This is a genomic window from Streptosporangium jomthongense (assembly GCF_042650425.1).
Taxonomy (GTDB): Bacteria; Actinomycetota; Actinomycetes; order Streptosporangiales; family Streptosporangiaceae; genus Streptosporangium.
Genome location: NZ_JBHSBC010000018.1, coordinates 1 through 23,834 on the forward strand (window position 1 = coordinate 1; position 23,834 = coordinate 23,834).

At 71.9% G+C, this 23,834-nt stretch carries 22 protein-coding genes; 12 read left to right on the forward strand and 10 right to left on the reverse strand.

From position 1 onward, the window contains the following. Positions 1 to 266: 266 nt before the first annotated feature. Both ACFOYY_RS17670 and gndA read left to right on the forward strand, forming a co-directional pair. On the forward strand, positions 267 to 1,928 hold the full coding sequence (locus tag ACFOYY_RS17670; RefSeq protein WP_386190341.1) for a serine/threonine-protein kinase: 1,662 nt from the start codon (positions 267 to 269) through the stop codon (positions 1,926 to 1,928). 119 nt (positions 1,929 to 2,047) lie between these two features. Beyond that, on the forward strand, positions 2,048 to 3,478 hold the full coding sequence (gndA, locus tag ACFOYY_RS17675) for an NADP-dependent phosphogluconate dehydrogenase (RefSeq protein WP_362777663.1): 1,431 nt from the start codon (positions 2,048 to 2,050) through the stop codon (positions 3,476 to 3,478). Positions 3,479 to 3,550: 72 nt separating this feature from the next. Here gndA and ACFOYY_RS17680 read toward each other — a convergent pair whose 3' ends face one another. Beyond that, complete coding sequence (locus tag ACFOYY_RS17680; RefSeq protein ID WP_352012977.1) at positions 3,551 to 4,156, reverse strand: TetR/AcrR family transcriptional regulator; 606 nt, start codon at positions 4,154 to 4,156, stop codon at positions 3,551 to 3,553. A gap of 63 nt (positions 4,157 to 4,219) precedes the next feature. Here ACFOYY_RS17680 and ACFOYY_RS17685 point away from each other — a divergent pair, with 63 nt between their 5' ends. The 5 genes from ACFOYY_RS17685 (at position 4,220) to ACFOYY_RS17705 (ending at position 11,034) form a co-directional block, all read left to right on the forward strand. Further along, positions 4,220 to 6,265 carry a HelD family protein gene (locus ACFOYY_RS17685; RefSeq protein ID WP_386190437.1) on the forward strand — a complete coding sequence of 682 codons (2,046 nt, stop codon included), beginning with the start codon at positions 4,220 to 4,222 and terminating at the stop codon, positions 6,263 to 6,265. 110 nt (positions 6,266 to 6,375) lie between these two features. Continuing rightward, positions 6,376 to 7,158: a hypothetical protein gene (locus ACFOYY_RS17690; RefSeq protein ID WP_352012978.1), complete on the forward strand. Its 783-nt coding sequence runs from the start codon at positions 6,376 to 6,378 to the stop codon at positions 7,156 to 7,158. Next, complete coding sequence (locus tag ACFOYY_RS17695; protein ID WP_352012979.1) at positions 7,155 to 8,255, forward strand: hypothetical protein; 1,101 nt, start codon at positions 7,155 to 7,157, stop codon at positions 8,253 to 8,255. The genes ACFOYY_RS17690 and ACFOYY_RS17695 overlap by 4 nt, the downstream gene beginning before the upstream one ends. Further along, positions 8,252 to 9,721, forward strand: a complete 1,470-nt coding sequence (locus tag ACFOYY_RS17700) for a hypothetical protein (RefSeq protein WP_352012980.1) — start codon at positions 8,252 to 8,254, stop codon at positions 9,719 to 9,721. Before ACFOYY_RS17695 ends, ACFOYY_RS17700 begins: the two co-directional genes overlap by 4 nt. After that, positions 9,718 to 11,034, forward strand: a complete 1,317-nt coding sequence (locus ACFOYY_RS17705) for an AAA family ATPase (protein ID WP_386190342.1) — start codon at positions 9,718 to 9,720, stop codon at positions 11,032 to 11,034. Before ACFOYY_RS17700 ends, ACFOYY_RS17705 begins: the two co-directional genes overlap by 4 nt. Position 11,035: 1 nt before the next feature. Here ACFOYY_RS17705 and ACFOYY_RS17710 read toward each other — a convergent pair whose 3' ends face one another. Beyond that, complete coding sequence (locus ACFOYY_RS17710; protein ID WP_362915728.1) at positions 11,036 to 11,473, reverse strand: nucleoside deaminase; 438 nt, start codon at positions 11,471 to 11,473, stop codon at positions 11,036 to 11,038. A 125-nt stretch (positions 11,474 to 11,598) separates the two neighbouring features. Further along, positions 11,599 to 12,474 carry a helix-turn-helix transcriptional regulator gene (locus tag ACFOYY_RS17715; RefSeq protein ID WP_386190343.1) on the reverse strand — a complete coding sequence of 292 codons (876 nt, stop codon included), beginning with the start codon at positions 12,472 to 12,474 and terminating at the stop codon, positions 11,599 to 11,601. A gap of 102 nt (positions 12,475 to 12,576) precedes the next feature. Between ACFOYY_RS17715 and ACFOYY_RS17720 the strand changes: the two genes are divergently transcribed. Further along, on the forward strand, positions 12,577 to 13,956 hold the full coding sequence (locus ACFOYY_RS17720; RefSeq protein WP_352012984.1) for an MFS transporter: 1,380 nt from the start codon (positions 12,577 to 12,579) through the stop codon (positions 13,954 to 13,956). 46 nt (positions 13,957 to 14,002) lie between these two features. Here ACFOYY_RS17720 and ACFOYY_RS17725 read toward each other — a convergent pair whose 3' ends face one another. Together ACFOYY_RS17725 and ACFOYY_RS17730 are read right to left on the reverse strand one after the other, a co-directional pair. After that, complete coding sequence (locus tag ACFOYY_RS17725; protein ID WP_352012985.1) at positions 14,003 to 14,965, reverse strand: GNAT family N-acetyltransferase; 963 nt, start codon at positions 14,963 to 14,965, stop codon at positions 14,003 to 14,005. Between the two features lie 100 nt (positions 14,966 to 15,065). Continuing rightward, entirely contained in the window at positions 15,066 to 16,640 is a 1,575-nt protein-coding gene (locus ACFOYY_RS17730) for an MDR family MFS transporter (protein ID WP_352012986.1), read from the reverse strand. A gap of 116 nt (positions 16,641 to 16,756) precedes the next feature. Between ACFOYY_RS17730 and ACFOYY_RS17735 the strand changes: the two genes are divergently transcribed. Genes ACFOYY_RS17735 through ACFOYY_RS17745 form a run of 3 tightly spaced genes read left to right on the forward strand, consistent with a single transcriptional unit; the run spans position 16,757 to position 18,174 of the window. Continuing rightward, a complete protein-coding gene (locus tag ACFOYY_RS17735; RefSeq protein ID WP_352012987.1) occupies positions 16,757 to 17,308 on the forward strand; it encodes a TetR/AcrR family transcriptional regulator in 552 nt (183 codons plus the stop codon). Further along, complete coding sequence (locus tag ACFOYY_RS17740; RefSeq protein WP_362777644.1) at positions 17,305 to 17,610, forward strand: DUF4031 domain-containing protein; 306 nt, start codon at positions 17,305 to 17,307, stop codon at positions 17,608 to 17,610. Before ACFOYY_RS17735 ends, ACFOYY_RS17740 begins: the two co-directional genes overlap by 4 nt. A gap of 51 nt (positions 17,611 to 17,661) precedes the next feature. Continuing rightward, entirely contained in the window at positions 17,662 to 18,174 is a 513-nt protein-coding gene (locus ACFOYY_RS17745; protein ID WP_386190344.1) for an ATP-binding protein, read from the forward strand. Between the two features lie 10 nt (positions 18,175 to 18,184). On the opposite strand, the gene ACFOYY_RS17750 is transcribed toward ACFOYY_RS17745, so the two are convergent. Then, positions 18,185 to 18,334, reverse strand: a complete 150-nt coding sequence (locus tag ACFOYY_RS17750; protein WP_352012990.1) for a hypothetical protein — start codon at positions 18,332 to 18,334, stop codon at positions 18,185 to 18,187. A 39-nt stretch (positions 18,335 to 18,373) separates the two neighbouring features. After that, positions 18,374 to 19,423, reverse strand: coding sequence for a PucR family transcriptional regulator (locus tag ACFOYY_RS17755; protein WP_352012991.1), 1,050 nt, complete (start codon positions 19,421 to 19,423; stop codon positions 18,374 to 18,376). 116 nt (positions 19,424 to 19,539) lie between these two features. Between ACFOYY_RS17755 and ACFOYY_RS17760 the strand changes: the two genes are divergently transcribed. Beyond that, a complete protein-coding gene (locus ACFOYY_RS17760; RefSeq protein ID WP_352012992.1) occupies positions 19,540 to 20,847 on the forward strand; it encodes a serine hydroxymethyltransferase in 1,308 nt (435 codons plus the stop codon). A 67-nt stretch (positions 20,848 to 20,914) separates the two neighbouring features. Here ACFOYY_RS17760 and ACFOYY_RS17765 read toward each other — a convergent pair whose 3' ends face one another. The 3 genes from ACFOYY_RS17765 to ACFOYY_RS17775 form a co-directional block, all read right to left on the reverse strand. Next, positions 20,915 to 22,288, reverse strand: coding sequence for an NADP-dependent succinic semialdehyde dehydrogenase (locus ACFOYY_RS17765; RefSeq protein ID WP_352012993.1), 1,374 nt, complete (start codon positions 22,286 to 22,288; stop codon positions 20,915 to 20,917). Positions 22,289 to 22,418: 130 nt separating this feature from the next. Then, the gene (locus tag ACFOYY_RS17770) at positions 22,419 to 23,453 is read right to left on the reverse strand and encodes an NADPH:quinone reductase (protein ID WP_352012994.1); all 1,035 of its coding nucleotides are present in this window, start codon (positions 23,451 to 23,453) and stop codon (positions 22,419 to 22,421) included. Between the two features lie 96 nt (positions 23,454 to 23,549). Continuing rightward, on the reverse strand, positions 23,550 to 23,720 hold the full coding sequence (locus ACFOYY_RS17775) for a hypothetical protein (RefSeq protein WP_352012995.1): 171 nt from the start codon (positions 23,718 to 23,720) through the stop codon (positions 23,550 to 23,552). Positions 23,721 to 23,834 lie beyond the last annotated feature (114 nt).

Genomic DNA, 23,834 nt, shown 5'->3' on the forward strand with positions numbered 1-23,834 from the left:
GTCCGAGGAATTTCAGACCGCCCCGTCTCCGGAGCAACCCTTCCAATTTACTCTGACATCCGGAACGTGTCGAACCGAAGCGACCGGGACACACGTGTCTCGGTCGAGAGTGAGTCAGAAGGGGTTCCCGGGGTCTCACCGACATCGTCGGCGCCCTCGGGCCTGGTGACTCTATGTCCCCCGAGGGACGTCGTCAAATCAGGGCCGGTCACGCAGCCGGGACGACGCTGAACTCCGATAATCTGCCCGTCGTCAGGAGGTGGCAGATGGCTGAAGCGGGCGCCTTTTCAGTACCCGGCTATGACATATCCGGCGTACTCGGCCAAGGCGGTTTCGGGATCGTCTACCGGGCCCGGCAGCTGGCGGTCGACCGGGAGGTCGCGCTCAAGGTCGACAACCGCGTTCTGCTCTCCGAGCGTGACCGGCGGCGCTTCATGCGGGAGGTCACCTCGGCGGGAGCCCTGTCGGGGCATCCGCACGTGGCCCATGTCTATGACGCCGGAGTGCTCGCCGACGGCAGGCCGTACATGGTGCTGGAGCTGTGTCCTGGAGGGTCGCTGCTCGACCGGTTGCGTGCGGAGGGGCCGCTGGCTCCCGCCGAGGTCGCCGACATCGGCGTCCGGATCGCCGACGCGCTGGCCGCCGCCCACTCCGCGGGGGTGCTGCACCGGGACATCAAGCCGGCCAACATCCTGATCAACCGGTACGGCAACGTGGTGCTGTCCGACTTCGGGCTGGCGACCATGCCCTCCGCGGGGGGCGAGGCCTCGGTGACCAGAGAGTCGCTCACCCCCGCCTACGCGCCGCCCGAGGCGTTCGACCTGACGGAGCCCTCCGCGGCGGGAGACGTCTACTCCCTCTCCGCCACTCTCTACGCGTTGCTGTCCGGGCGTCCTCCCCGGTTTCCGGAGAGCGGGGTGGCCAACATCGCGGTCATCATGGCCCTGCACCGGCTGCCGATCCCGGAGATCCCCGGTGTGCCGCCGGAGCTGACCGCCGTGCTCCGTCAGGCCATGGACAGCGATCCCGCGCGACGCACCCCCTCGGTCGCGGCCCTGCGGGACGCCCTCACCGATCTGCACCTGGAACGGGGGGCCCGGGACGGCAGGCCGATGCCTCCGCGTCCCTCTCCCGTTCCACCGCCGTCCGTCCCGGTACCGCCTCCGTACGCCTCCGGGCCCCGCCCCACTCCTCAGACCGGGGGGCACGCGTCGTACGGCGTGCCGGGGGCGCGGCCGGGGCCGGGGAGAGAGGTGATGCGCGCGCACCTGACCTCACCCGGTCTTCAGGAGCTCGGCGTGACCCAGTCACCGGCCAAGGACGCGGCGCCCACCGCCGGCGCCTCGAACACCCGGGTGTTCGTCGCGGTCGCGGCCGCCTTCGTGATCCTGCTGCTGGCCGGGGTCGGGCTGATGATCATGGAGAACTTCGGTCAGGGCGCCTCCGTCGGCGGCCTCGCGGACACCTCCGAGGCCGGGGGCCCCGGTACGGGGGCTCAGGGGACGAACGCCGAGGTCGCCACGTTCACCCTGGACTGTCCCGCGGCGGCCGTGCCCGGTGGCCGTGCCTCGTGCGTGCAGAAGGCCGAGTGCTGGGGCGGACTCGTCGTGATCGCGGGGGACGCGTCGGCGCGGCCCGTCAGGTGCGAGGAGCCGCACGCGTGGGAGACGTTCGCGATCGCCACGCTGCCGGGCGGCCTCACCTACGACGCGGGGGCCGCCGAGCGCGATCCGATGGTGCGCAAGGTGTGCGCGTCGTCGGTCATGCTCAGCTCCCGGCGCGGCGCCGCCGTCAAGATCATTCCCTCGGACTGGCAGATCGCGGTGTTGCCGCCCTCGAAGGAGCGGTTCGCCTCGGGGGTGCGGACCTACCGCTGTCTCGGGAGCGTTGTCGGCGGCGACCGGGCGGGGTCGTCCTTCCGGCCCTGAGACCCGGCCCTGAGACCCGGCCCTGAGCCGGCTCCGGGCGTCGGCGCGGCTCGGCGCGCGCTGTGGGGAGCGATCGGTGCAGACTGGGCATCCTTGAACGTAATAGGGGGTGTCACAACATGACTCAGGCGCAGATAGGTGTGACCGGCCTGGCGGTGATGGGGGCGAATCTGGCCCGCAACCTCGCCAGGCACGGGCATGTGGTCGCGGTGCACAACAGGTCTCTGTCACGGACCACGAAGCTGGTCGAGGAGCACGGGGACGAGGGAACCTTCGTCGCCTGTGAGACTCCGGAGGAGTTCGTCGCGGCGCTCGAACGTCCCCGCCGTGTCCTCATCATGGTCAAGGCCGGGGCTCCGACGGACGCGGTGATCGAGGAGTTCGCCCCGTTGCTCGAACCGGGTGACATGCTCGTCGACGGCGGCAACGCGCACTTCCTCGACACCCGCAGGCGTGAGGCGGCGCTTCGGGAACGGGGCATCCACTTCGTCGGCGCCGGGGTCTCGGGCGGTGAGGAGGGCGCGCTGCTCGGGCCGAGCATCATGCCCGGCGGTTCGAAGGAGTCGTACGCGGCGCTCGGGCCGTTGTTCGAGGACATCGCGGCGAAGGTGGACGGAGTGCCGTGCTGTACGCACATCGGTCCCGACGGGGCCGGTCACTTCGTCAAGATGGTGCACAACGGCATCGAGTACGCCGACATGCAGCTCATCGCCGAGGCCTACGACCTGCTCAGGCAGGGGGCCGGGCTGGAGCCCTCGCGGCTCGCCGACGTCTTCGACGAGTGGAACCGGGGTGAGCTGTCCTCCTACCTGATCGAGATCACCGCCGAGGTGCTCAGGCAGGTGGACGCCTCGACCGGCGGGCCGCTGGTCGACGTGATCGCCGACCGGGCCGAGCAGAAGGGCACCGGGCGCTGGACGGTGCAGATCGCGCTCGACCTGGGTGTGCCGGTGAGCGGTATCGCCGAGGCCGTCTTCGCCCGTTCGGTCTCCGGTCACGCCGACCTGCGGGAGGCCGCCCGCGGGCTCCCCGGCCCCACGCCCGTGCCCGATCGGACGCTCGGTGACGACTTCGTCGAGGACGTACGGCGGGCGCTGTACGCGTCGAAGATCATCGCCTACGCGCAGGGGTTCGACCAGATCAGGGCGGGGAGCGCCGAGTACGGCTGGGACGTCGATCCGGGCGCGCTGGCCACGATCTGGCGGGGTGGCTGCATCATCAGGGCGGTCTTCCTGGACCGGATCCGCGAGGCCTACGAGGAGAGCACGCCGCCGGTGACGCTGCTGACCGCGCCGATCTTCGTCGAGGCGCTCGGCCTGGCGCAGGACTCGTGGCGGCGGGTGGTGGCGAAGGCGGCCGAGCTGGGCATTCCGGTGCCCGGTTTCTCCACGGCGCTCGCCTACTACGACTCGCTGCGCGCCGAGCGGCTGCCCGCCGCCCTGATCCAGGGGCAGCGCGACTTCTTCGGCGCGCACACCTACCAGCGGACGGACCGGGAGGGCGCCTTCCACACCCTGTGGTCCGGTGACCGCTCCGAGGTGGGCGCCTGAGCTCGGCCTCCGGCGTCGCGGGGTGTCGTCCCTTCGGGGGCGGCACCCCGTTCCTGTGCGCGACCGTTCCGGTCAGCCCGGCTGGGGCAGCAGGCCGAACGCGTGGTCGGCGGCGGCGACCGCCGACGGGTAGACCTCGTCGGCGGTCTCCCCCCGGGTGAGCCTGGCCCAGTTCTCCCTGGCCAGCACCCGCTGTACGGCCAGCGTCTGCGCGGCCACGAGTCGGGCGGTGAGCTCGTCCGTGACCTCCCTGAGCGCTTCGGCCAGGGCCTCCTCGTCCTTGGTCGTGTGGTGCACGAGTCTGGCGGCCAGGCCGGGGGTCGAGAAGATCATCCGGTGGTAGGCGAGCACCGTCGGGTGGTCGTTGAGCCCTGTCACGGGGTCGCGCCTGCGGAGTCCTTCGAGGAAGTGACGGTGGAGGGCGGCCAGGGGGCTCTCGTCCCGGCCGCGGTGCCGTACGACTCGTGCCGACTCCTCGTGGTGGTCGGAGATGCGGTGGAGGACGAGGTCCTCCTTCGAGGCGAAGTACTTGAACAGCGTCGGTTTGGAGACCCCCGCGGCGGCGGCGACCTCGGCGACGGACACCTCGTCGAAGCCCCGGTCGAGGAACAGGGTGATGGCCGCCGTGGAGATCGCGTCGTGGACCTGCTGTTTCTTGAGCTGCCGGAGTCCTGTCACCCGTCCAACCTAACAGGTGGTTAACCGGGTTAATATATTGACTCGGTTAAGTTTTGAGGGGTGATGCTGGTGACCGGCACCGGACTCGACGAGGAGCGGTCCTACCTGGAGGAATGCAGGGCGGCGCTGCGGGGGATGCGCGACGGCGCACGGTTCAACGTCGTCGTCGGCGAGCATGTGGCGGGCGACCGCTACAGTGCCGAACGGCTGGGGCGCCATCTCAAGAGCCTCGCCAAGGAGCTGGCCGAGGAGCCCGAGGGGCCCGTGTTCTTCGGCCGTCTCGACTTCGGCGCGGGGGCGGACGCGGGCGACCACCGGGGGCGGCGTTACTACATCGGGCGGCGGCACATCTCCGGCGGGACCGGCCGTCAGCCGCTGGTGCTCGACTGGCGGGCACCCGTCTCGACGGTGTTCTACCAGGCCGACGTCCGCGACTCCCGCGGTGTCACGACGCGCCGCCGGTTCGGATGGTCGGGGTGGCCTCCCGTCCTGACCGGCTTCGAGGACGAACGGCTCGGCGAGGGCGGCGCGCCGGGTACGGCGAGCCGGATCCTGGCCGAGGAGATCGAACGGCCCCGTGTCGGCCCGATGCGTGACATCGTCGCCACCATCCAGCCCGAGCAGGACGAGCTGGTGCGGACCGGGCTTGAGACGTCGATCTGCGTCCAGGGCGCGCCCGGCACGGGGAAGACCGCGGTCGGCCTGCACCGCGCCGCCTACCTGCTCTACACCTACCGGCGCAGGCTCGCCGGCAGCGGTGTGCTGATCCTCGGTCCCAACCAGGCCTTCCTCGGCTACATCTCGGCCGTGCTGCCCGCCCTCGGCGAGATGGACGTCGAGCAGACGACCCTGGGGCGGCTGCTGGCGCCGGAGCCGTCCAAGGGGCCGCCGAAGGGTTCCGACGACGAGGCCGCGGCGGTGGTCAAACACGACGCACGGATGGCCGAGGTGCTGCGCAGGGCGTTGTACGGGCGGGTCAGACGGCCCGACGGCCCGTTGACCGTGCCCGACGGGGCCTACCGCTGGCGGGTCTCCGAGGAGGAGCTGCGGCGCGTCGTCGACGACGTCCTGCGGGAGGCGCCGCCGTACGGGGTCGGGCGTGAGCGGGTGCTCTCACGGCTGGTCTCCCTCCTGCGGGCGCGGGCCGAGGCTCGGGGACAGACGACCGGCACGGCGTGGACGAGGAGGACCGGCAGGGCCGTCAGGGAGTTCCTGGACACGGTGTGGCCCGTGGCGCGGCCCCGGGAGGTCGTGGCGGAGCTGCTCACCGATCCGAACGTGCTGGCCGGGGCTGCCGGGGGGATCCTCACCCCCGCCGAGCAGTCGGCGATCCTGTGGTCACGTCCGCCGCGCTCGTTCAAGAGCGCCAGGTGGTCGGAGGCCGACGCCGTGCTCCTCGACGAGGTGGCGGGCCTGATCGAGCGTCCCAGGGGATACGGTCACGTCATCGTGGACGAGGCCCAGGACCTGTCACCGATGCAGTGCCGGGCCGTCGCGCGCAGGAGCGAGCACGGTTCGATCACCGTGCTGGGCGACCTGGCGCAGGGCACCACGCCCTGGGCGGCGCGGAGCTGGCCGGAGCAGCTCGCCGCGCTGGGCAAGCCGGGAGCGGCACCGGTCACCCTGACGACCGGGTTCCGGGTTCCCGGGGCGGTCGTCAGGCTGGCCAACCGCCTGCTCGACGAGCTGGCGGTCGATGTGCCGAGGACGCGTTCGTTCCGCGGTGACGGGTTGCTGCGGTTCCACCGGACGTCCGATCTTCCCGGTACGGCGGCGCGGGTGGTGCGCGAGGCGCTGGGGCACGAGGGCTCGATCGCGCTCGTGGCCGCGGACGACGCGCTCGACGGCCTGGCCGAGGCGGTCCGGGCCGAGGGTGTCGAGATCGCCGCCCTCGGCGAGGGGTCCGACGGCGTCCGGGTCACCGCCGTGCCCGCCACACTCGCCAAGGGACTGGAGTACGACCACGTGGTCGTGGCCGAGCCCGCGGCCGTCGTCGAGGCGGAGCCCAGGGGGGCGAACCGGCTCTACGTCGTACTGACCCGTGCCGTCTCGCGGCTGGAGGTGGTGCACACCCGCCCGCTGCCCGCCGGAATCACCCCAGCCATTTAGCTATAAATATCCCTTTTATCCACATATATCCACTCAATGAAACGCCACGAAATGCTGGAAATCGCTGGAATACACGGGAGGCTGGTGGAACTCCTGTTACGCTCCGTGCCGTGAGTGAATCACTGGACGCGCTGGAGCTGCGGATAACCGAGCTCCGCGCCCAGGTACGGCGCGCGGTCAAGGCGCGGGACAACACGCTGGCGCGGTCCCTGCGGGGAGACCTGCGCCGGGCCGAACAGGCCTGGGACCGCGCGGTCGGCACAGATGAGTCCACCGGGGAGTCCACCGGGGAGACCGAGCCGCCGCTGCTGCCGGTCAGGGAACAGGTCCACCAGGCGCTGGCGCTGCTGGGGGTGCCCTCCGCGGCCAGGATGATCGTCGCGGTGAACGAGGCGTTCTTCTCCGGCGCGCTGCGCGGCGCCCAGCTCACCAGCCTGCGCAGGGACGAGGAACGTTCCTTCCGCGGGGACCCCTACGCCCGCCCCTACTACCTGTGCGCCGCGCTCACCGACCGCCTCTCCCCCGCCAGGGGGCTGCTCGCCGACAGCACCTGGGAGCCGGAGCGGAGGGTGCTCGGGCCGCTGAGCCCACGTGTCGACTTCCTCGTCTCGGCCATGCGCGTCGCCGACAGGATCATCCGCATGACCGATCCGCCGCAGGGCGCCCGACGGTTGCTGCGGCGGATGGCGCAGAACGTCCCGGGAGCCGTCGAGGGTCTCGCCCCCGCGGACCCGGAGCTCACGATCCGCGCGGCACGCGCCGAACTCGACGTGCACCACGCCGGAGACGCGGCGCAGCGAGCCGAGGTCGCGGCGCGGGCGGGCAGGCAGCTTTCCGACATCGAGCGGCTGTTCGGCGCCGCCGCCCTGAGCACCCTGAGGGGAGCGAGTTGAACGGCAGGCTGGACAGGCTGCGCGGCCCCGTGCCGTCACACCCGCACGACGCCCGCGCCATCGCGGCGCTGGCCGCCAACCCCGGCTGCGCACGCCGTGCGCTGCTGGACGCCGCGGGAGTCGACAAGGACCGTACGGCAAGGCACATGGGCTTTCCCGCGCCCTTCGGCCAGTCCCAGTTCGCGATCACCCGTGGGAACTCCTTCGAGATCGTGGTGAAGGAGAACGGCTGCGCCGAGTTGCTCCGGCTGCTGCGCGAACTGCTCGGACTGCCCGTCGCGGAGGTCGGCTACCAGGACGTGGAGAGCGTCGGCGCCCATCTGCGCCACTCCCACACCAGGGCCCTGGTCGACAGAGCCGCACGGCAGGAGGAGGCCGCTGTCTTCTACGACCACCCGCTGCTCAGCCTGGAGATCGCCGGGCACGTCTGTTACCTGGAGCCGGACGTGGTCGCCTTCCAGCTCGGCGGGCGCTTCCACATCGTGGAGATCAAGTCGTTCAGCGTGATCGACGGGCAGGCCGAGCCGCGGAAGGTCGCCGCCGCGGCCAGGCAGGCCGCGGTCTACGTGCTGGCGCTGCGCGCGCTGCTGGCCGACCTGGGACACGACCCGGAACGGGTCTCCCACGAGGTGGTCCTGGTCTGCCCGGAGAACTTCGCGAACCGGCCCGTGGCGTGCCTGGTCGACGTACGCAGGCAGCTGGCGGTGCTCAAGCGGCAGCTCACCCGGCTGACCCGGGTCGAGACCCTGCTCGACGAGCTTCCCGAGGAGCTCACCTTCGACCTGGCCCCCGGTCAGGACGGCGTGCCGACCCGGCCCGCGGGGGAGGTGGCCCAGGCCCTGTCCCGGGTGCCCGCCCGCTACGCGCCCGACTGCCTGTCCACCTGTGACATGTGCATGTTCTGCCGGGACGAGGCCAGGGGGAACGGCTCGACCGACCTGCTCGGCCGCCAGGTCCGCGACGAACTCGGAGGGGTCTCGACCGTGGCGGAGGCGCTCGGGCTCGCCGAGGGCACCCTGGAGCCCGCCGAGGGCCAGGAGGAGATCGCCCGGCTGCTGCGGCTGGCGGACCGGCTGCGCGAGGAGTGCCTGCGATGAGCGCGCTGACGGCGCTGGCGCGGCTGCGCGCCATCAGGGACGGGAGCGCGCAGCCGGTCACCACGGTCAGGCACTGTCACCTGGCCCCGCAGCCGCTGGTGTTCGTCCCGCTCGGCCTCTCCGGTGAGGCCGCGGCCCCGCTCGCCGCCATGGTCGGCAGCGATCCCGGCCATCCCCGGCTGCTCGTGGTGCCCCAGCCGCGTAACCGGGACCTCCGTTTCGCCTTCGCCGCCGAACTGGCCGAGGTCGTCCTGCCGTACGTGGAGGGGTTCTGCAAGGGCACCGAGACGGTCGAGCGGCGGGGCGGCGAGCCGTACGAGCGGTGCCTGGACGCCCCGCAGATCCTGGTGCCGAACCGGCAGGGGGTGGCCTTCCTCGGGCTGCTCGGCCGGTCCACCCGTTTCCGCAGGGTCGACGGACCCTATCCGGTGCATCCCTCGGTGCCGCTGCTCGGCCGGTGGCTGACCTACTTCGCCGACCGGTCGCAGCAGCCGGGATCCTGCCTGCTGATGGCGGCGACCGAGGCGCTCGGCGCGCACTGGGCGAGCGGGCAGAGCGGCCTTGAGGACGCCAACCTGGCCGCGCTGCTCGGCTGGATCGACCCTCCCGCCGGGATGACCGGATCCCAGGCCGCGCTTGAGGCGGAGGATCCGCTGCTGTGGCCTCCTGCGGGGCCCTCGACGGACCCGGGCTTCGACAACGAGGTGCTCGCCCCGGCCATGCGCGCCTACGAGGAGGCGCCGACCGAGCGGTCGGTGGAACGTGTCACCCAGGCGCTGCGCACCCAGCTCGATCCGACGTGGCGGCTGATGTGGCGGGCGGTCGACCTGCTGCGCGCGCTGCCCGAGGGGTCACGGGTACGGGACCGCTGGGAGAGCGACCGGGGGTCGTTCACCCGCTTCACCGAACGGCTCGCGGAGGGTGGCCCGCCGCAGGCGCGCAGGGACGGCGCGGTCGGCGCCGCGGCCCGGCTGGCCGGTCTCGAACGCGCCAGGGCGAGCTACGACGTGCAGCGCGCCTACGACGACCCGCTGATCATGGCCGAGTACCGCCTGACCGGTGAGGCGTTCACCGGGACGGTCACCGCCGCCGACCCCGAGCACACCGAGGGCGAGGGTCGTTCGCGCAAGCTCAGGCCGCTGGTCACGGTCACCACCGCCGACCCGGTACGGCTGGCGCCGGGCGTGGTCGTCGGCAGCCCGGAACGGCGCGGGCACGCCGCCGAGATCGTCGAGGTCTCCGGCGACGAGATCACCCTGAAGGTCGTCAAGGGGATGGGCCGGGGCAGGACACCCGCTCCGGGGGCGGTGCCCGGACCCGGTGAGCGGATCACCTACACCTCGCTGCTCGACGACTTCCAGTCCTCGGCCTCGCTGCCCGATCCGGAGCTGACGCCGTGGACCCACGGCGGGCCTCCGCAGGAGTACGTGCCCGGTGACGACGACGCCCAGGAGGAGTGGTCATGAAGGTATGGCCCACGGAGGACATGACGCCGCAGCAGGCCGCCGCGGCCGTCGTCGGCGAGGTCCTGGCCGACCTGCCCCGCAACCGGGGCGTGGTCGTCGACTCCCCGCCCGGAGCGGGCAAGTCCACGCTGGTGGTCAAGGCCGCCGCGCACATCGCCGAGACGGGCGAGCCACTGATGATCGTGGCGCAGACCAACGAACAGGTGGACGACCTGGTCGAGCGGCTGGCCACCGATCACCCCGATCTCACCGTCGGGCGGCTTTCCGCGAGTGGCTACGTCACGCCGCCTCGCGTTCTTGCCCACCCCAACGTCTCGGTCGCGGGCAAGCTGCCCGACCTGGGCGACCCGGCGGTGGTGATCGCCACCGCGGACAAGTGGGCCTGGGTCGGCGACCGGACCTGGCCGTGGGCGATCGTGGACGAGGCCTACCAGATGCGTTCGGACAAGCTGCTGCGCATCGCCTCGCTGTTCGAGCGCTCGCTGTTCGTCGGCGACCCCGGCCAGCTCGACCCGTTCTCGATCGTGGACGGCGACCGCTGGGCGGGCCTGTCCTGGGACCCGGTGCAGAGCGCGGTCTCGGTGCTGCTGCGCCACAACCCCGATCTTCCCGTGCACCGGCTGCCGGTCTCCTGGCGGCTGCCCGCCTCGGCGGCGCCGGTGGTCTCCGAGGCGTTCTACCCGTTCACCGGGTTCAGGGCGGGGACCGAGCACCGTGACCGCTCGCTCGAACTGACCGTGAACGGCATGCGCACCTCCTACGACCGGGCGCTGGAGGAGGCCGCCGCCTCCGGGTGGGCGCTGTACGAGCTGCCCAGCCGTCACACCGTGCGCACGGACGCCGAGGCGGTGCAGGCGGTCGCGCTGCTGGCCGTACGGCTGCTGCAGCGGGCGCCGGTCGCGCACTCCGAGCGGGGCAGCCACCGGGTGACGGCGGACCGGATCGCCATCGGCGCCGCGCACCGCGACCAGGTGACCGCGATCCGCGCCGCCGGGGTGCCCGAGGAGATCACGGTCGACACCGCCAACCGGCTCCAGGGCCGGGAGTACGACGTGACGATCGTGCTCCACCCGCTGTCCGGGCGCCGGGACGCCACCGCCTTCCATCTGGAGTCGGGACGGCTGTGCGTGCTGGCCTCACGGCACCGGCACGCCTGCGTCGTGGTCGCCAGGGCGGGCATCCCCGAACTGCTCGACGCCCACCCGTCCGCGGAGCCGGTCCAGCTCGGGGTGCCGGTGAAGTTCCCCGACGGCTGGGAGGCCAACCAGGCGGTGCTGGCCCACCTGGCCAAGCACCGGGTCGCCGCGCACTGACTCAGTAGTAGCCCTCCACCGGGACGCGGGCCTCGTCGTACAGGGTGGGGCCCTGCTGCGGCACCTCAGGGAAGTCGCCACCCGGTTTGAGGGCGTTGAGCTGCTCGCCGGAGAGGGCGAACACGACACGGCCGAGTCCGGAGCGCCGGATCGCCCCCTCGCACATGGGGCAGGGCTGGCAGCTGGTGTACATGGTCGTGGCGGCCGCGGTCTCCGGGCCGAGTTCGCGGGCCGCCCAGCGGGCCAGTTTCAACTCCGGGTGCGCGGTTATGTCGGCGTCGGTGAGGGTGGTGTTGCGCTCCTCGGCGATCACCCGGCCGTTCCCGTCCGCCAGCAGCGACCCGAAGGGCGGGTTGCCGCCCGCCCGAGCCTGCGCGGCGAGTTCGATCGCGCGGCGCAGGAGTCGTTCCTCGTCGTGTGTCGTGGCTTGGTGTGTCATGGTCGCTCCGTTCGCGGGTGAAGGTCCCAGCCGACGGCGGGCATCCGCTGTTTCGCCGCCGGGTCGAGGGCCTCGCCGGGGCCGCCGTCGAACGGGGCGCGACGCCGGGTTCGCACCCGTTCAGGCTATCGGGGTCGGTGGACGTGCTCGGCGACCGGGGACACCTCGGGGTTCGCGCTGATCCAGGCGATGCGTTCGCGGCTCTCCTCGTCGACCGGGGTGTAGACGACCATCCGCGCCTCCGCGGGCGCCGACAGGCTCAGGCTCGTGGAGACCGTGCGGACCAGCCCCGCCTGGCAGTGCCGGAACATCTTCATCCTGCTGCCGGGCCTGGCCACGTCGTGGGCCGCCCACATCCGCGCGAACTCGGGGCTCTCGGCCGACAGCACGCGGACGAAGTCGTCCCAGGCGGGCTCGCCGAGGTGCCGCCCGAAGCCCGCCCGCAGGGTCGCCACCATCTGGGGCAGCTCGGCCTCGCGGTTGGTCATCGGGAGGCAGCAGGAACGGGTGACGAAGATCTGCCAGAGCGCGTTGCGGGTGGCCGGCGGGGCCTTGACGACCTTCGGGAACAGCGCTCCGTACGCCCGGTTCCAGGCGAGCACGTCGTAGCGGCCGTTGTAGACGACGGCGGGCATCGGGTCGAGCTGGTCCAGGATGAGCTGGACCTCCGGTTCGAGACCGCCGCCGCCGGGTGGCTGGGGCACGCTCGGCAGGTCGGCGAGCCGGTACAGGTGTTCGCGCTCGGCCTCGTCGAGACGGAGCGTCCTGGAGATCGCGTCGAGCACCTGGACGCTGACGTTGATCGGACGTCCCTGTTCGAGCCAGGTGTACCAGGTGACGCCGACCCCGGCGAGCATGGCCACCTCCTCACGCCGCAGGCCCGGCGTACGGCGCCGCGACCCGGGGGGCAGTCCGACGGCCTCGGGGGTGATGCGGTCGCGGCGGCTGCGCAGGAACGAGGCCAGCTCCGCCCGTCGGGCACGCCGGCTGGTCATGGTCATCCCCCCATGCTGGCCGACGGGGAAAGCCGTTGCCAGGTGGTGTCGGTACCAGGATCAGCAGGCTCTCGTTACCGGTATCCGCCCGCCCTCACAGTCTTCTCCATGACCGCGCCACCGATCTTGGAGGCCCCGGCCGCTCTCCCGGCCTCCTCCCGTAACCGCCGGCTGCTCACGGTGATCCTGACCGGGCAGTTCATGGCGATCCTGGACGTCTCCATCGTCAACGTCGCCTCCCCGGTGATCCGCTCGGACCTGGGCACCTCGGGCTCCGGGCTCCAGTTGATCATCTCCGGGTACACCATCGCCTACGCGATGCTGCTGATCACCGGTGCCCGGCTCGGCGGCCGGTACGGCGGACGCCCGCTGTTCCTGACCGGCCTGACCGTCTTCACCGTCGCCTCCCTGGCCTGCGGCCTGGCCGCCTCCGCCGGGCAGCTCATCGCCTTCCGGCTCCTGCAGGGCGCGGGAGCCGCCCTGATGGTGCCCCAGGTGCTGATCATGATCCAGACGAACTTCGAGGGGGCCGCGCGGGCCCGCGCGCTCAGCCTGTACGCCACGGTGATCTCGGGGGCCGCCGTGATCGGGCAGGTGCTGGGTGGCACGCTGGTCTCCGCCGACCTGTTCGGCACCGCGTGGCGCCCGGTGTTCCTGGTGAACGTGCCGATCGGACTGGCCCTGCTCGTCACGGGCGTACGGCTGCTGCCCTCGGGCGGACCGCGTCTGCACCGCCCGCTGGACCTGCCGGGCCTGGTCACGCTCTCTCTCGCGGTGAGTCTGCTGGTGGTGCCGCTGGTGCTGGGCCACGAGCAGGACTGGCCGCTGTGGGGGTGGGTCTCGATGGGGGTGAGCGTGGCCTTCGCGGGGATCTTCGCGCTGGTCGAGCGGCGTTCGGCCGCTCCGCTCGTGCCCGCGCGGGTGCTCATGGCCAAGGGTGTGATCCCCTCGGTGCTGACCGTCTTCGGGCTGATGACGTGCTACGGCGGATACCTGTTCGGCCTCGCCCTGCACCTGCAGGGCGCCTTGGGTGACAGCCCGCTGCGGGCCGGCCTGACCTTCGTCCCCGCCGCGGCCGCGTTCACCGTCTCCAGCCTCAACTGGCGGCGGGTCCCCGAGCGGTTCAGGCGGCCCATGGTCGTCTCCGGGCTCGTCGTGGCGGCGCTCGGCTACCTGGGTCTGGCCCTCGCGCTGAGCGGTGGCGACCACGGCCAGCCGCTGCTGTGGATCACGCAGGCCGTCGCCGGGTTCGGCATGGGCGCGGTCTTCAGCCCGGTGCTCACGATCGCGCTCACCCATGTGGCGCCCGAGCACGCCTCGGACGCCAGCGGGCTGTTCGTCATGGTGACCCAGCTCGGCCAGGTCGTCGGGGTGGCCACCTTCGGCACGCTGTACCTGGGCGGGGCGTCGATGACGGCCGTCGGGGTGGTCCTGGCCGCGGCGACGCTGGTCACCGCGGCCTGCGCGCTGCCGCTGCTGCGGCGCTGAGGTCCCGTCCCGCGGGCCGGGCCGTACGGCCCGCGGGGAGGCCGGGTCAGACGGTCCTGCGCCAGACGTCGATGGCCAGCACCTGCCGCATGCCGACCGAGAGGTACAGGTCCAGGGCGGGGGTGCTGTTGTTGGCGTCCACGTGCAGGTAGGTGCCGACCCGGCCGCGCGCGGCGTCCGCGGCGAACGCCCGGCGCAGCATGAACCGGCCCAGGCCGCGTCCCCGGAAGCGGGGCAGCACCGCGAGCTGGCGGACGTAGCCCGAGTTCTCGTCCCCGGCGAAGGCGTCGGTGCCCAGCAGCATCGCGGCGGGCTCGCCGTCCACCCTGGCGACCATGAGCTGCGCCCAGTCGGTGCTGGCCGAGGAGTCGAGGTCGGCGAACCACTCGTCGTAGTCCTTGGGCGTGAACCCGAAGTGCTCGGCGAAGCCCTCCTGCTGTACGGCGTGGCCCTGACGCCGTACCTCCTCGCTCGTCCCGTGGTGGACCGTCACCCCGGCCGGGGCGGCGGGCTCGGGGACCGAGGCGCCGTGGTCGGTCAGGAGGCGGATGAAGCTCGTCGCGGCGACGAAGCCCCGGGCGGCGGCCAGGGCCCGCTTGCCGCTGTCCTCCCGGTACAGGGCGATGTCCACCACGGCCCTGTCGTGGCCGAGTTCGGCGGCGATCTCGGCCGCCCGTTCGGTGACCGCGTCCCACAGCGCGCCGGTGAGCTCGGCGGCGTCGGGGTGCACGACCACGTCGACGTCCATGTTGTCGCCCGTGCCCTTGCGGCAGACCCAGGCCCAGGCGACCAGGCGGCCCGACGTGTCGTGGACGACCCAGCCGTCCTTCTCCCCGTCGAAGTCGGGCTCGTTCAGCTGGTCGGTGACGTCGTCGAGGGTCATGTCGGCCTTGCCGATCACCTGCGTGTCGCACAGGGAGATCAGCCGGTGGATCTCGACCGCGTCGCCGGTCCCCGGCCGCCGGGTGGTGTACCCGGCGGCGGTGACGATTGTCGTCGTTGTGTTCATGCCACCCAGTCTGGGAGGAGGGACTTGGCGATCACTGGGTGAGAACTTGCTCGCCGCCGTCCAAGTCTTGCTCGCCGCCCTTCAAGTCTCGCCCTGCCGTTCAGTCGAGCGCCGCGACCGGGGTCGACTCGTCCGCGCCCTGGTCGGAGCCGCCACGCAGCGGGATCTCCTTGATGAAGGCCGCCGCCAGCGGCACCAGGACGGCGAAGAGGATCGCCCAGGTGAACACCGAGCCGATCGACGACGCCAGGGACTCAAGGAATCCGGTGCGCACGCCGGCCGGCAGCTCGTGCAGGGCCGCGGGGTTGAACTGGCCTCCGCTCGACGCGAGCTTCCCGCCCGCCTCCCCCAGCTTGCTCGTCAGGTTGGCGGTGAGCTGGTGGGTGAAGATGGCGCCGAACAGGGAGACGCCGAACGAGCCGCCGATGGACCTGAAGAAGGTCGAGGCGCTGCTGGCCACGCCCAGGTCCTTCTGCTCGACGCTGTTCTGCGCGATCAGCATGGTGGTCTGCATCAGGAAGCCCATGCCCAGGCCCAGCACCGCGATGTAGACGCCGGTACGCCAGGAGGGGGTGTCGACCGTCTGCGTGGACAGCAGCCACATGGCGACCGCCATGATCACGCCGCCGAGGACCGGGTAGATCTTGTACTTGCCCGTCTTGGTGATGGCCCGGCCGACGAACAGCGAGACCACCATGGCCGCGCCCATCATCGGCAGCAGGAGCAGGCCGGAGTTGGTCGCCGAGGCGCCCTGGACGGTCTGCTGGAACAGCGGCAGGAAGTTGATGGCGCCGAACATGGCGAAGCCGAGCAGGAAGCCGACCACGGAGATCAGGCTGAAGTTGCGGTCGCGGAACACGTTGAGCGGCATGATCGGCTCGACGACCCTGCGCTCGACCACGATGAAGAGGGCCAGGCTGACCACGGCGCCCGCGGCGAGGCCGATGATCTGCGGCGAGTTCCAGTCGTAGTCGTTGCCGCCCCAGGTGGTGATGAGGACCAGGGCGGTGATGCCGACCGAGAGCAGGACCGCGCCGACCCAGTCGATGCGGTGCTCGGTGCGGTATCTCGGCAGCTTGAGCGTGACGGCCAGCAGCGCGAGCGCGACGAAGCCGACGGGCAGGTTCACGTAGAAGGCCCAGCGCCAGTTGAGGTTGTCGGTGATGAAGCCGCCCACGAGCGGTCCCGCGATCATCGCGAGCGCCATCACACCGGCCATGATGCCCTGGTACTGGCCGCGCTCACGGGGCGGGACGAGGTCGCCGATGATGGCCATGGCGTTGACCATCAGGCCGCCCGCGCCCAGCCCCTGGAGCGCGCGGAAGCCGATGAGCTGGTTCATGCCGTCCGCGGTGCCGCCCAGCATCTCCGAACCGGCCATGCCGCAGAGCGCCGAACCGATCATGAAGATCACGATGGAGGCGAGGAAGATGTTCTTCCTGCCGTACAGGTCCCCGATCTTGCCCCAGATGGGGGTCGACACGGTGGTGCCGAGCACGTAGGCGGTGACCACCCAGGACAGGTGGGTCAGGCCGCCGAGCTCCCCCACGATGCGTGGCATCGCCGTACCGACGATCATGTTGTCGAGCATGGCCAGGACCATCGCCAGCATGAGGCCCGGCAGCACCACCATGACCTCACGTTGCCGCGCCGGCGCGGTCGCGGTCTCCTTCACTTTCGTTGCCCCCTAGTGGATCTTGCTTACTTGCCGACCGGCTAGTGTCGGATATGATGGGAAATGTAGGGCGCCTACTTACCGGCCGTCAAGTTAATTCCACCGCAAAGGGAACCATGAGCGAAAACGCCGACACCCGGACTCGCATCCAGGAAACGGCCCTGAAACTGTTCATCGAACAGGGCTACGAGGCGACCTCACTCCGCGAGATCGCCGAGGCGCTCGGCGTGACCAAGGCCGCCCTCTACTACCACTTCAAGAGCAAGGACGAGATCATCACCAGTCTCGTCGAGGCCCGGCAGTACGCCTTCGACGAGCTGATCGAGTGGGCCAAGTCCCAGCCGCGCACCGAGGAGACCAGACGCGAACTGGTACGCCGCTACGCCGAGGACCTGCGCCGGGGCAGGCACCACGAGATCATGCGTCTCATAGAGCGCAACCAGGCCTCGTTCAAGGGCCACCCGACGATGGAGCGGGTCCGCCACCAGATGTTCGAGATGCTCACCATCCTCGTCGAGCCCGGTGATCCCACGGCGACCCGGCTGAGGAACTCGATGTCGCTGTTCGCCCTGCACGCCTCCTGGTTCCTCCTCAGGGACGAGGAGATCAGCGACGACGAGCGCAGGGACGCCGCCCTTGAGGTCGCGCTCGAACTGCTGCGCCGGTGAGCGTCCTCATCGACCCGCCCGCCTGGCCGGGGCCCCGCGGCCTGCTCTGGTCCCACCTGGTCAGCGACAGTTCCACCGAGGAGCTGCACGCCTTCGCCGAACGGCTCGGCGTGCCCGCCAGGGCCTTCGACCGCGACCACTACGACGTCCCGGAGACCGTCTACGAGCGCGCCGTCTCCCTCGGGGCGCAGCCGGTCTCCTCCCGGGAGCTCCTCACCCGGCTGGTCGCCTCCGGTCTGCGCAGGCGCAAGACCAGGCGTCCCTGGACGGGCGATTCAGGAGATGCCGTTCGTCCCGGTTAGGACGGGCGGGCTGGGGCAGGGCTCTCAGCGGGCAACCGTGAAGGAGGGACCGTGGAGGCCACAATCACGCTCCGCCTGCCGCGTGACGCGGCTAGCGTTCCGGTCATCAGGCAACTGCTCGACGCGGCGCTCCGCGCCCTGGGGGTCGAGTCACAGGTGCGCGAGGACATCCTGCTCATGCTCTCGGAGGCGTGTTCCAACGTGATCCAGCACGCCATCCCGAGCGACGACTACATGGTGAGCACCGAGCTCTTCAGCGACCGCTGCGTCATCAAGGTGATCGACACGGGCGAGGGGTTCGACTTCTCCGGGACGCGGGCTCCCTCGCCGACCTCGGAGCACGGCCGCGGCCTGCTCATCATGAGGGCGCTGGCCGACGACATCCGCTTCACCAGCCGCCCCGAGCGGGGATCCGTCGTCTGCCTGGAGAAGAACCTGCGCTTCGTCCAGGACGCCCCGGGGCTGTCGCTGCTGCTCGACGAGGAGCACGTGCGACACGACGGGGTGGACCGTTCCCGGCCGGGAGACGCCCGGCGAGAGCAGGAGCACGCCAGGGCAAGGTGAACCGGGGCCCTCAGCCCCGGCGTCGTGCCGGCCCGCCGCGTCCGCGCAGGGTGGAGGCGGCCAGCGTCACCATCGCGACGAGGACGACCACGGAGACGAGAAGCGCCGCCAGGCCGATGAGGCCGACAACGACCAGAACGCTGACAAGCTCACTGATCAACTGCCGCACCTGCACAGCTTTGCCCGGTTTATCCGGCCGCTACACCGCGTTCCAGCGTGCCAGCTTCAACGCGAGGTGGAGTTCCAGCCTGTCGGCTCCGTCCTTCAGGCTGCGTCCGGTGATCTCCTCGATCCGTGTCAGCCGGTAGTACAGGCTCGTGCGGTGCAGGTGGAGCAGTCTGGCGGTCTCCTGCGCGTCCCCTCCGCTGTCCAGATAGGTCTCCAGGGTGGCGGCCAGGGCCGGATGCTCGTGCAGCGGTCCGGGGGAGATCCGCCCCGGCTCGGCGAGCAGCCGGTAGACGCCCAGGTCCGGCCAGCTCGCCACCGGCCCGAGCGCGGGCTCCGCGACCGCCGCCCTGGCCGCGGCGACCGCCTCCCGGTGGGCGCGCCTGACGGTCCCGAGCCCGGCGTGCACCGCGCTGAGCCCCGCCGCGCCCCCGGTACGGGCCACCAGCCGTCCGGCCAGCGCGGTCGCGTCCTGCCCGCCGTTCAGCAGCAGTACGGCGTGCCGGTCGAGGACCGTGAAGGCGGGAGGGCGCCGCGTCCCGGCCAGCTCCTCCTCGACCGCCCGGCCCGGCTCCCCCCGCTCACCGCGCAGGGCCAGCAGGCGCAGCGGCCCCTCGCCGAGCACCGCGGCGGCCCGCGCCGCGGGTATCCCGCCGGTCAGCAGCCCCCGCAGCGTGCCCGACCCTCCTCCGCCGTCGAGGAGGGCGGCGATGGCGGCGGCGTCCCGTACGGCCCCGGCCTCCTCCTCCTGGCTCAGCGGCGTCCTCCCCTCGATGATCCACAGCAGGCCGACACGCCTGCCCTGGTGGAGCAGGGGAACGCAGAGCCTGGCCGCCATGCCCAGCGCCGGGTTCGCGGGCACCCTGACCGGAACGCGGGCCGTGGCCACGCCGTGAGCCTCCTGCCAGGCGCTGACCTCGGCGGGGACGGAACGGGACAGGATCGCCTGGGCGCGGACCTGGTCGACCTCGCCGTGGTGGACGCTGTGCGCGACGACCTGGCCCTCGGGATCGTCCACCGCGACGCCCCGTCCCACGGTCGCGGCCAGGGAATCGAGGAGATCCTGGACTTCATCGCCGATCACCGTCGAATCCTACAGATGTATGAAAGGTCTCCGCTGGCAGGACGATGACTGACCGGGGCGCGGGCCGTACCGTCGCTTGCACGTTCAGTGAGAGGGTCTCGTGAAGGGAGACCGCCGTGCAGGAGCGCAGCCGCATCGCCCCGTGGGCCTCGCCCAGGGCGCAACGACGTCTGGCGGAGCTTGAGGCCGCGGCCGAGGGCCTGGGGCTCGACGAGGTCGTGCGGACGGTCGGCGCGGCGCTCGCCGGACACCGCAGCAGGCTCGACGAGGACGGCGTCGTGCTCTACGCGGGCACCAACACGATGAGCGAGCGCGCCAGGGCGGCCCACGAGCTGTCGGCGGCCTGCCGTCCCTCCATGGGCTGGCCCGGGGAGAAGTTCCAGACCGGCCTCGACGAGCTGGACGTGCTGGAGGTGCTCGCCCCGCTGGGGGTCGCCTCCCTGATGGGCGGCGAGTTCGCCGAGGTCAGGCTGCAGAGCGCGACCCTGGCCAACCTGGCCTGCTACACCGCCTTCGCCGTCCCCGGCGACACGATCGCGGTCCTGCCCGAGGCGGCGGGCGGGCACGCCAGCCACCACGTCCAGGGCGCCGCCGGAATCCGGGGCCTGCGGGTCGTCGACCTGCCCTACGACGCGGCCGGGTTCGGCATCGACCACGACGCCCTGCCGGGTTTCCTGCGCGAGCACCGGCCCGTCCTGGTGGTGATCGGGGCCAGCCTGATGCTGTTCCCGCACGACGTCGCACGGGTGCGGGCGGCGTGCGACGAGGTGGAGGCGGTGCTGCTCTACGACGCCTCGCACGTGGCCGGGCTGATCGCGGGCGGTCGTTTCCAGCGCCCTCTGCTGGAGGGCGCCCACCTGCTGACCATGTCCACCTACAAGTCCTTCGGCGGCCCTCCCGGGGCGGCCGTCGTGACGCGTGAGGAGGACCTCGCCCACCGGGTCTCCGCCGCCGCCTACCCCGGGCTGACCGCCAACTACGACGCCTCCCGGCTGGCCCCGCTGGCCGTGACGGCGGCCGAGCACGCCGCCGAGGGCCCGCGTTACGCCGACGCCTGTATCGCGAACGCGCACGCCCTGGCCGCCGCGCTGACCGAGGAGGGCTTCTCCGTGGCGGCGGCCGACCTGGGCTGGACGGTCTCCCACCACGTCGCGGTCGACGCCGCGGCGTTCGGCGGCGGGGACGAGGCGGCCCGGCGGCTGGCCGAGGGCGGCGTCTACCTCAGCGGCATCGGCCTGCCCGACCAGGCTCCCGGCGAGCCGATGCGGGGTCTGCGCATCGGCACCCAGGAGGTCACCCGCCGGGGGTTCACCCCCGGCACGATGCGGCCTGTCGCGGCGCTGATGCGCAGGCTGCTGATCGACGGCCACGACCCGGCCGAGGTCCTGCGGGACACGGTCGGGCTGCGCCGTTCCATCCCCTGATCCCGGACCGGCCCGCGACCCCCTGGGGCCGCGCGCCCCTGGCGGGCCGGTCCGCGCGTCTTTCCCCTCAGCCGATCCAGACCGTCTTGAGGTTGCAGAACTCCCGGATGCCGTGGGCGGACAGCTCCCTGCCGTACCCGGAGTTCCTTATGCCGCCGAAGGGCAGCTGCGGGTAGGAGACCACCATGCCGTTGACGGCGACCATCCCGGCCTCCAGCTCGGTGATGAGGCGCTCCTGCTCACGCTCGTCGGTGGTCCAGGCGTTCGCGCCGAGCCCGAAGGAGGTGGCGTTGGCGAGCGCGACGGCCTCCTCGACGTCCTCCACCCGGTACAGCGAGGCCACCGGGCCGAACGACTCCTCCAGGAACAGCTTCATCTCCCGGGTGACACCGCTCAGCACGGTCGGCTCGTAGAACCAGCCGGGCCGGTCGGGGCTCACCCCGCCGCACAGCACCCGCGCGCCGCGTCCCGCCGCGTCGGCGACCAGCCTCTCCAGGTCGTCGAGCCCCTGCTCGGTCGCCAGCGGCCCGACGTCGGTCTCCTCGTCCATGGGGTCGCCGACCCGCAGCGACTCCATGCGTTCGACGAAGCGGCCCTCGAACTCGTCGTAGACGTCGGCGTGCACGATGAAGCGCTTGGCCGCGATGCAGGACTGGCCGTTGTTCTGCACCCTGGCGGTGACGGCGGTCGAGACGGCGGCCTCGACGTCCGCCGACGGCATCACCACGTAGGGGTCGGAACCGCCCAGCTCAAGGACGGTCTTCTTGACCTCGGAACCCGCGATCGACGCGACGGAGCGGCCCGCGGGCTCCGAGCCGGTCAGGGTCGCCGCGACCACCCGTCTGTCCCTCAGCACCCGTTCGACCTGTGACGAACCGATGAGCAGGGTCTGGAAGCAGCCCGCGGGGAAACCCGCCCTGGTGAAGAGCTCCCCCAGGTAGAGCGCGGTCTGGGGAACGTTCGAGGCGTGCTTGAGCAGCCCCACGTTGCCCGCCATGAGCGCCGGCGCGGCGAAGCGGATCACCTGCCAGAGCGGGAAGTTCCACGGCATCACCGCGAGCACGGGCCCCAGCGGCTGGTAGCGCGCGTAGGCGCGCCGCGCCCCCACGGCCCGCGCGTCCCCCGGCTCGTCGGCCAGGAGCGCCTCGGCGTTGTCGGCGTAGTAGCGCATCCCCGTCACGCACTTGGCCGCCTCCGCGCGGGCCGAGACCAGCGTCTTGCCCATCTCGGTCGTCATGAGACGGGCCGTCTCCTCAAGCTCGCCTTCGAGCAGGTCGGCCGCCGCGCGCATCCAGGCCGCCCGCTGCCCGAAACCGGTCGTCCGGTGGGTCAGGAAGTCGGCCGCGGCGCGCGCGAGCCGTTCCTCGACCTCCCGCTCGTCCAGCGGCTCGAAGGTCTTCAGGGTCTCACCGGTGGCCGGGTTGACCGTCGCGATCGCCATCACTGCCTCCTCGACGGCCGCCGCCCCCGGACGGCGGCCGGAATCGGGACCTGCCGGACAGGGGCGGGTACGGCGGGCGTCCTGCCCCTACCTTCCCCAGATATCCGTTCAGACCCGGAGGAAACAGAGCTCAGGCGCCGACCTCGATGACGACCTTGCCGACGGCTCCTTCCTCGACCGCCGCGTGGGCGTCGGCGGCGCGCTCCAGGGGGAAGCGGATGATCGGCAGCCCGGCCTCCTCCCCCACCCGCAGCGCGCCCGCGGCGACGGCGGCCGAGACGTCCTCGACGGCGGCCAGCTTGGCGGTCTCGGGCACCGTGTAGACCAGGACGCCCTGGTAGCGGAGGTTGCCCGCCGCGACCGGCCCCAGCGGCAGGAGAAGCTCGGCGGGACCGCCGTCCACGGCGTAGACCGCGACGGTTCCCGCGGGGGCCAGGACCGCGAGGTCGAGGGTGAGGTTCACCACGGGGGCCACCTCGACGACGACGTCGACGCCTCCCGGGGCGACCCGCCTGATCTCGGCGGCGGCGTCCCCCTCGCGGTAGTTCACGACATGGTGGGCCCCGGCCGCGGTCGCGAGCGCGGCCTTCTCCGGCCCGCTGACCGTGGTGACGACCGTGGCGCCCGCCCATCTGGCGAGCTGGATCGCGGCGTTGCCGACCGCGCCCGCCCCACCCGCGACCAGCACGGTGCGGCCCGCGAGGGCACCCGGCGCCAGCCGTCCCGCGCCACCGCCCGCCGCCGTGCCGTCGGCCACGGTGAGGCAACGATGCGCGGTCAGCGCGGGGATCCCGAGCGCCGCGCCCACCTCGAAGGATGCCTCCCCGGGAAGCCGTACGGCCTGCCGGGCGGGCAGCACCACGAACTCCTGGGCGGTGCCGTCCGGGCGTTGCCAGGCGGCCTCCCAGATCCAGACACGATCGCCCTGCCGCAGCCCGTCGACTCCCTCGCCGACCGCGTCCACGACTCCGGAGCCGTCCTGGTTCGGCACCACCTCGGGGAAGGTGGGGCCTGAGTCGTCCGCGCGGAACTTCCAGTCGCTGGGGTTGACGGCGGACAGGACCACGCGGACCCTGACCTCACCCGGTCCCGGCTCGGGAACGGGCCGTTCGACCAGGCGCAGGACCTCGGGGCCGCCGGTCTCGGTGTAGATGATCGCTCTCATACCGGAGGAAATCTCCGGTTAGAGCGGCTTATTCCCGTGCCCTCCTTGCCCCCGCGGAACCGCCGTGAGGAGAACGGCTCCGCGGGCCTGGCCCCGTCAGCCTCTGAGGCTGGAGGAGCGGAAGAGCTTGACCACGAAACCGGCGGCCACGGCGATCAGGCCGAGGATCAGGGCCCACTTGATGAGGCCGACGACGAAGCCCAGAAGCGAGCCGAGCAGGAAGAAGGCGAGCACCACGGCCGCCACAATCAACAGAATCCGTCCCATGTCTCCACGCTACGGCCCGGCACGGACCAGCGGCAGAGCCAGAACCCGAAGTCAGGGACAAGCCAGGGTGTTCCCCCATGCTGTTTCCGGGAGGCCCGGCCCAGGCCTCCCCGG

Excerpts from the sequence above, each read along its gene's own strand:
- ACFOYY_RS17670 (WP_386190341.1), top strand. The coding sequence starts at position 267 with ATGGCTGAAGCGGGCGCCTTTTCAGTACCCGGCTATGACATATCCGGC.
- gndA (WP_362777663.1), top strand. The coding sequence starts at position 2,048 with ATGACTCAGGCGCAGATAGGTGTGACCGGCCTGGCGGTGATGGGGGCG.
- ACFOYY_RS17685 (WP_386190437.1), top strand. The coding sequence starts at position 4,220 with ATGCTGGTGACCGGCACCGGACTCGACGAGGAGCGGTCCTACCTGGAG.
- ACFOYY_RS17700 (WP_352012980.1), top strand. The coding sequence starts at position 8,252 with ATGAGCGCGCTGACGGCGCTGGCGCGGCTGCGCGCCATCAGGGACGGG.
- ACFOYY_RS17705 (WP_386190342.1), top strand. The coding sequence starts at position 9,718 with ATGAAGGTATGGCCCACGGAGGACATGACGCCGCAGCAGGCCGCCGCG.
- ACFOYY_RS17710 (WP_362915728.1), bottom strand. The coding sequence starts at position 11,473 with ATGACACACCAAGCCACGACACACGACGAGGAACGACTCCTGCGCCGC.
- ACFOYY_RS17715 (WP_386190343.1), bottom strand. The coding sequence starts at position 12,474 with ATGACCATGACCAGCCGGCGTGCCCGACGGGCGGAGCTGGCCTCGTTC.
- ACFOYY_RS17720 (WP_352012984.1), top strand. The coding sequence starts at position 12,577 with ATGACCGCGCCACCGATCTTGGAGGCCCCGGCCGCTCTCCCGGCCTCC.
- ACFOYY_RS17725 (WP_352012985.1), bottom strand. The coding sequence starts at position 14,965 with ATGAACACAACGACGACAATCGTCACCGCCGCCGGGTACACCACCCGG.
- ACFOYY_RS17735 (WP_352012987.1), top strand. The coding sequence starts at position 16,757 with ATGAGCGAAAACGCCGACACCCGGACTCGCATCCAGGAAACGGCCCTG.
- ACFOYY_RS17765 (WP_352012993.1), bottom strand. The coding sequence starts at position 22,288 with ATGGCGATCGCGACGGTCAACCCGGCCACCGGTGAGACCCTGAAGACC.
- ACFOYY_RS17770 (WP_352012994.1), bottom strand. The coding sequence starts at position 23,453 with ATGAGAGCGATCATCTACACCGAGACCGGCGGCCCCGAGGTCCTGCGC.
- ACFOYY_RS17775 (WP_352012995.1), bottom strand. The coding sequence starts at position 23,720 with ATGGGACGGATTCTGTTGATTGTGGCGGCCGTGGTGCTCGCCTTCTTC.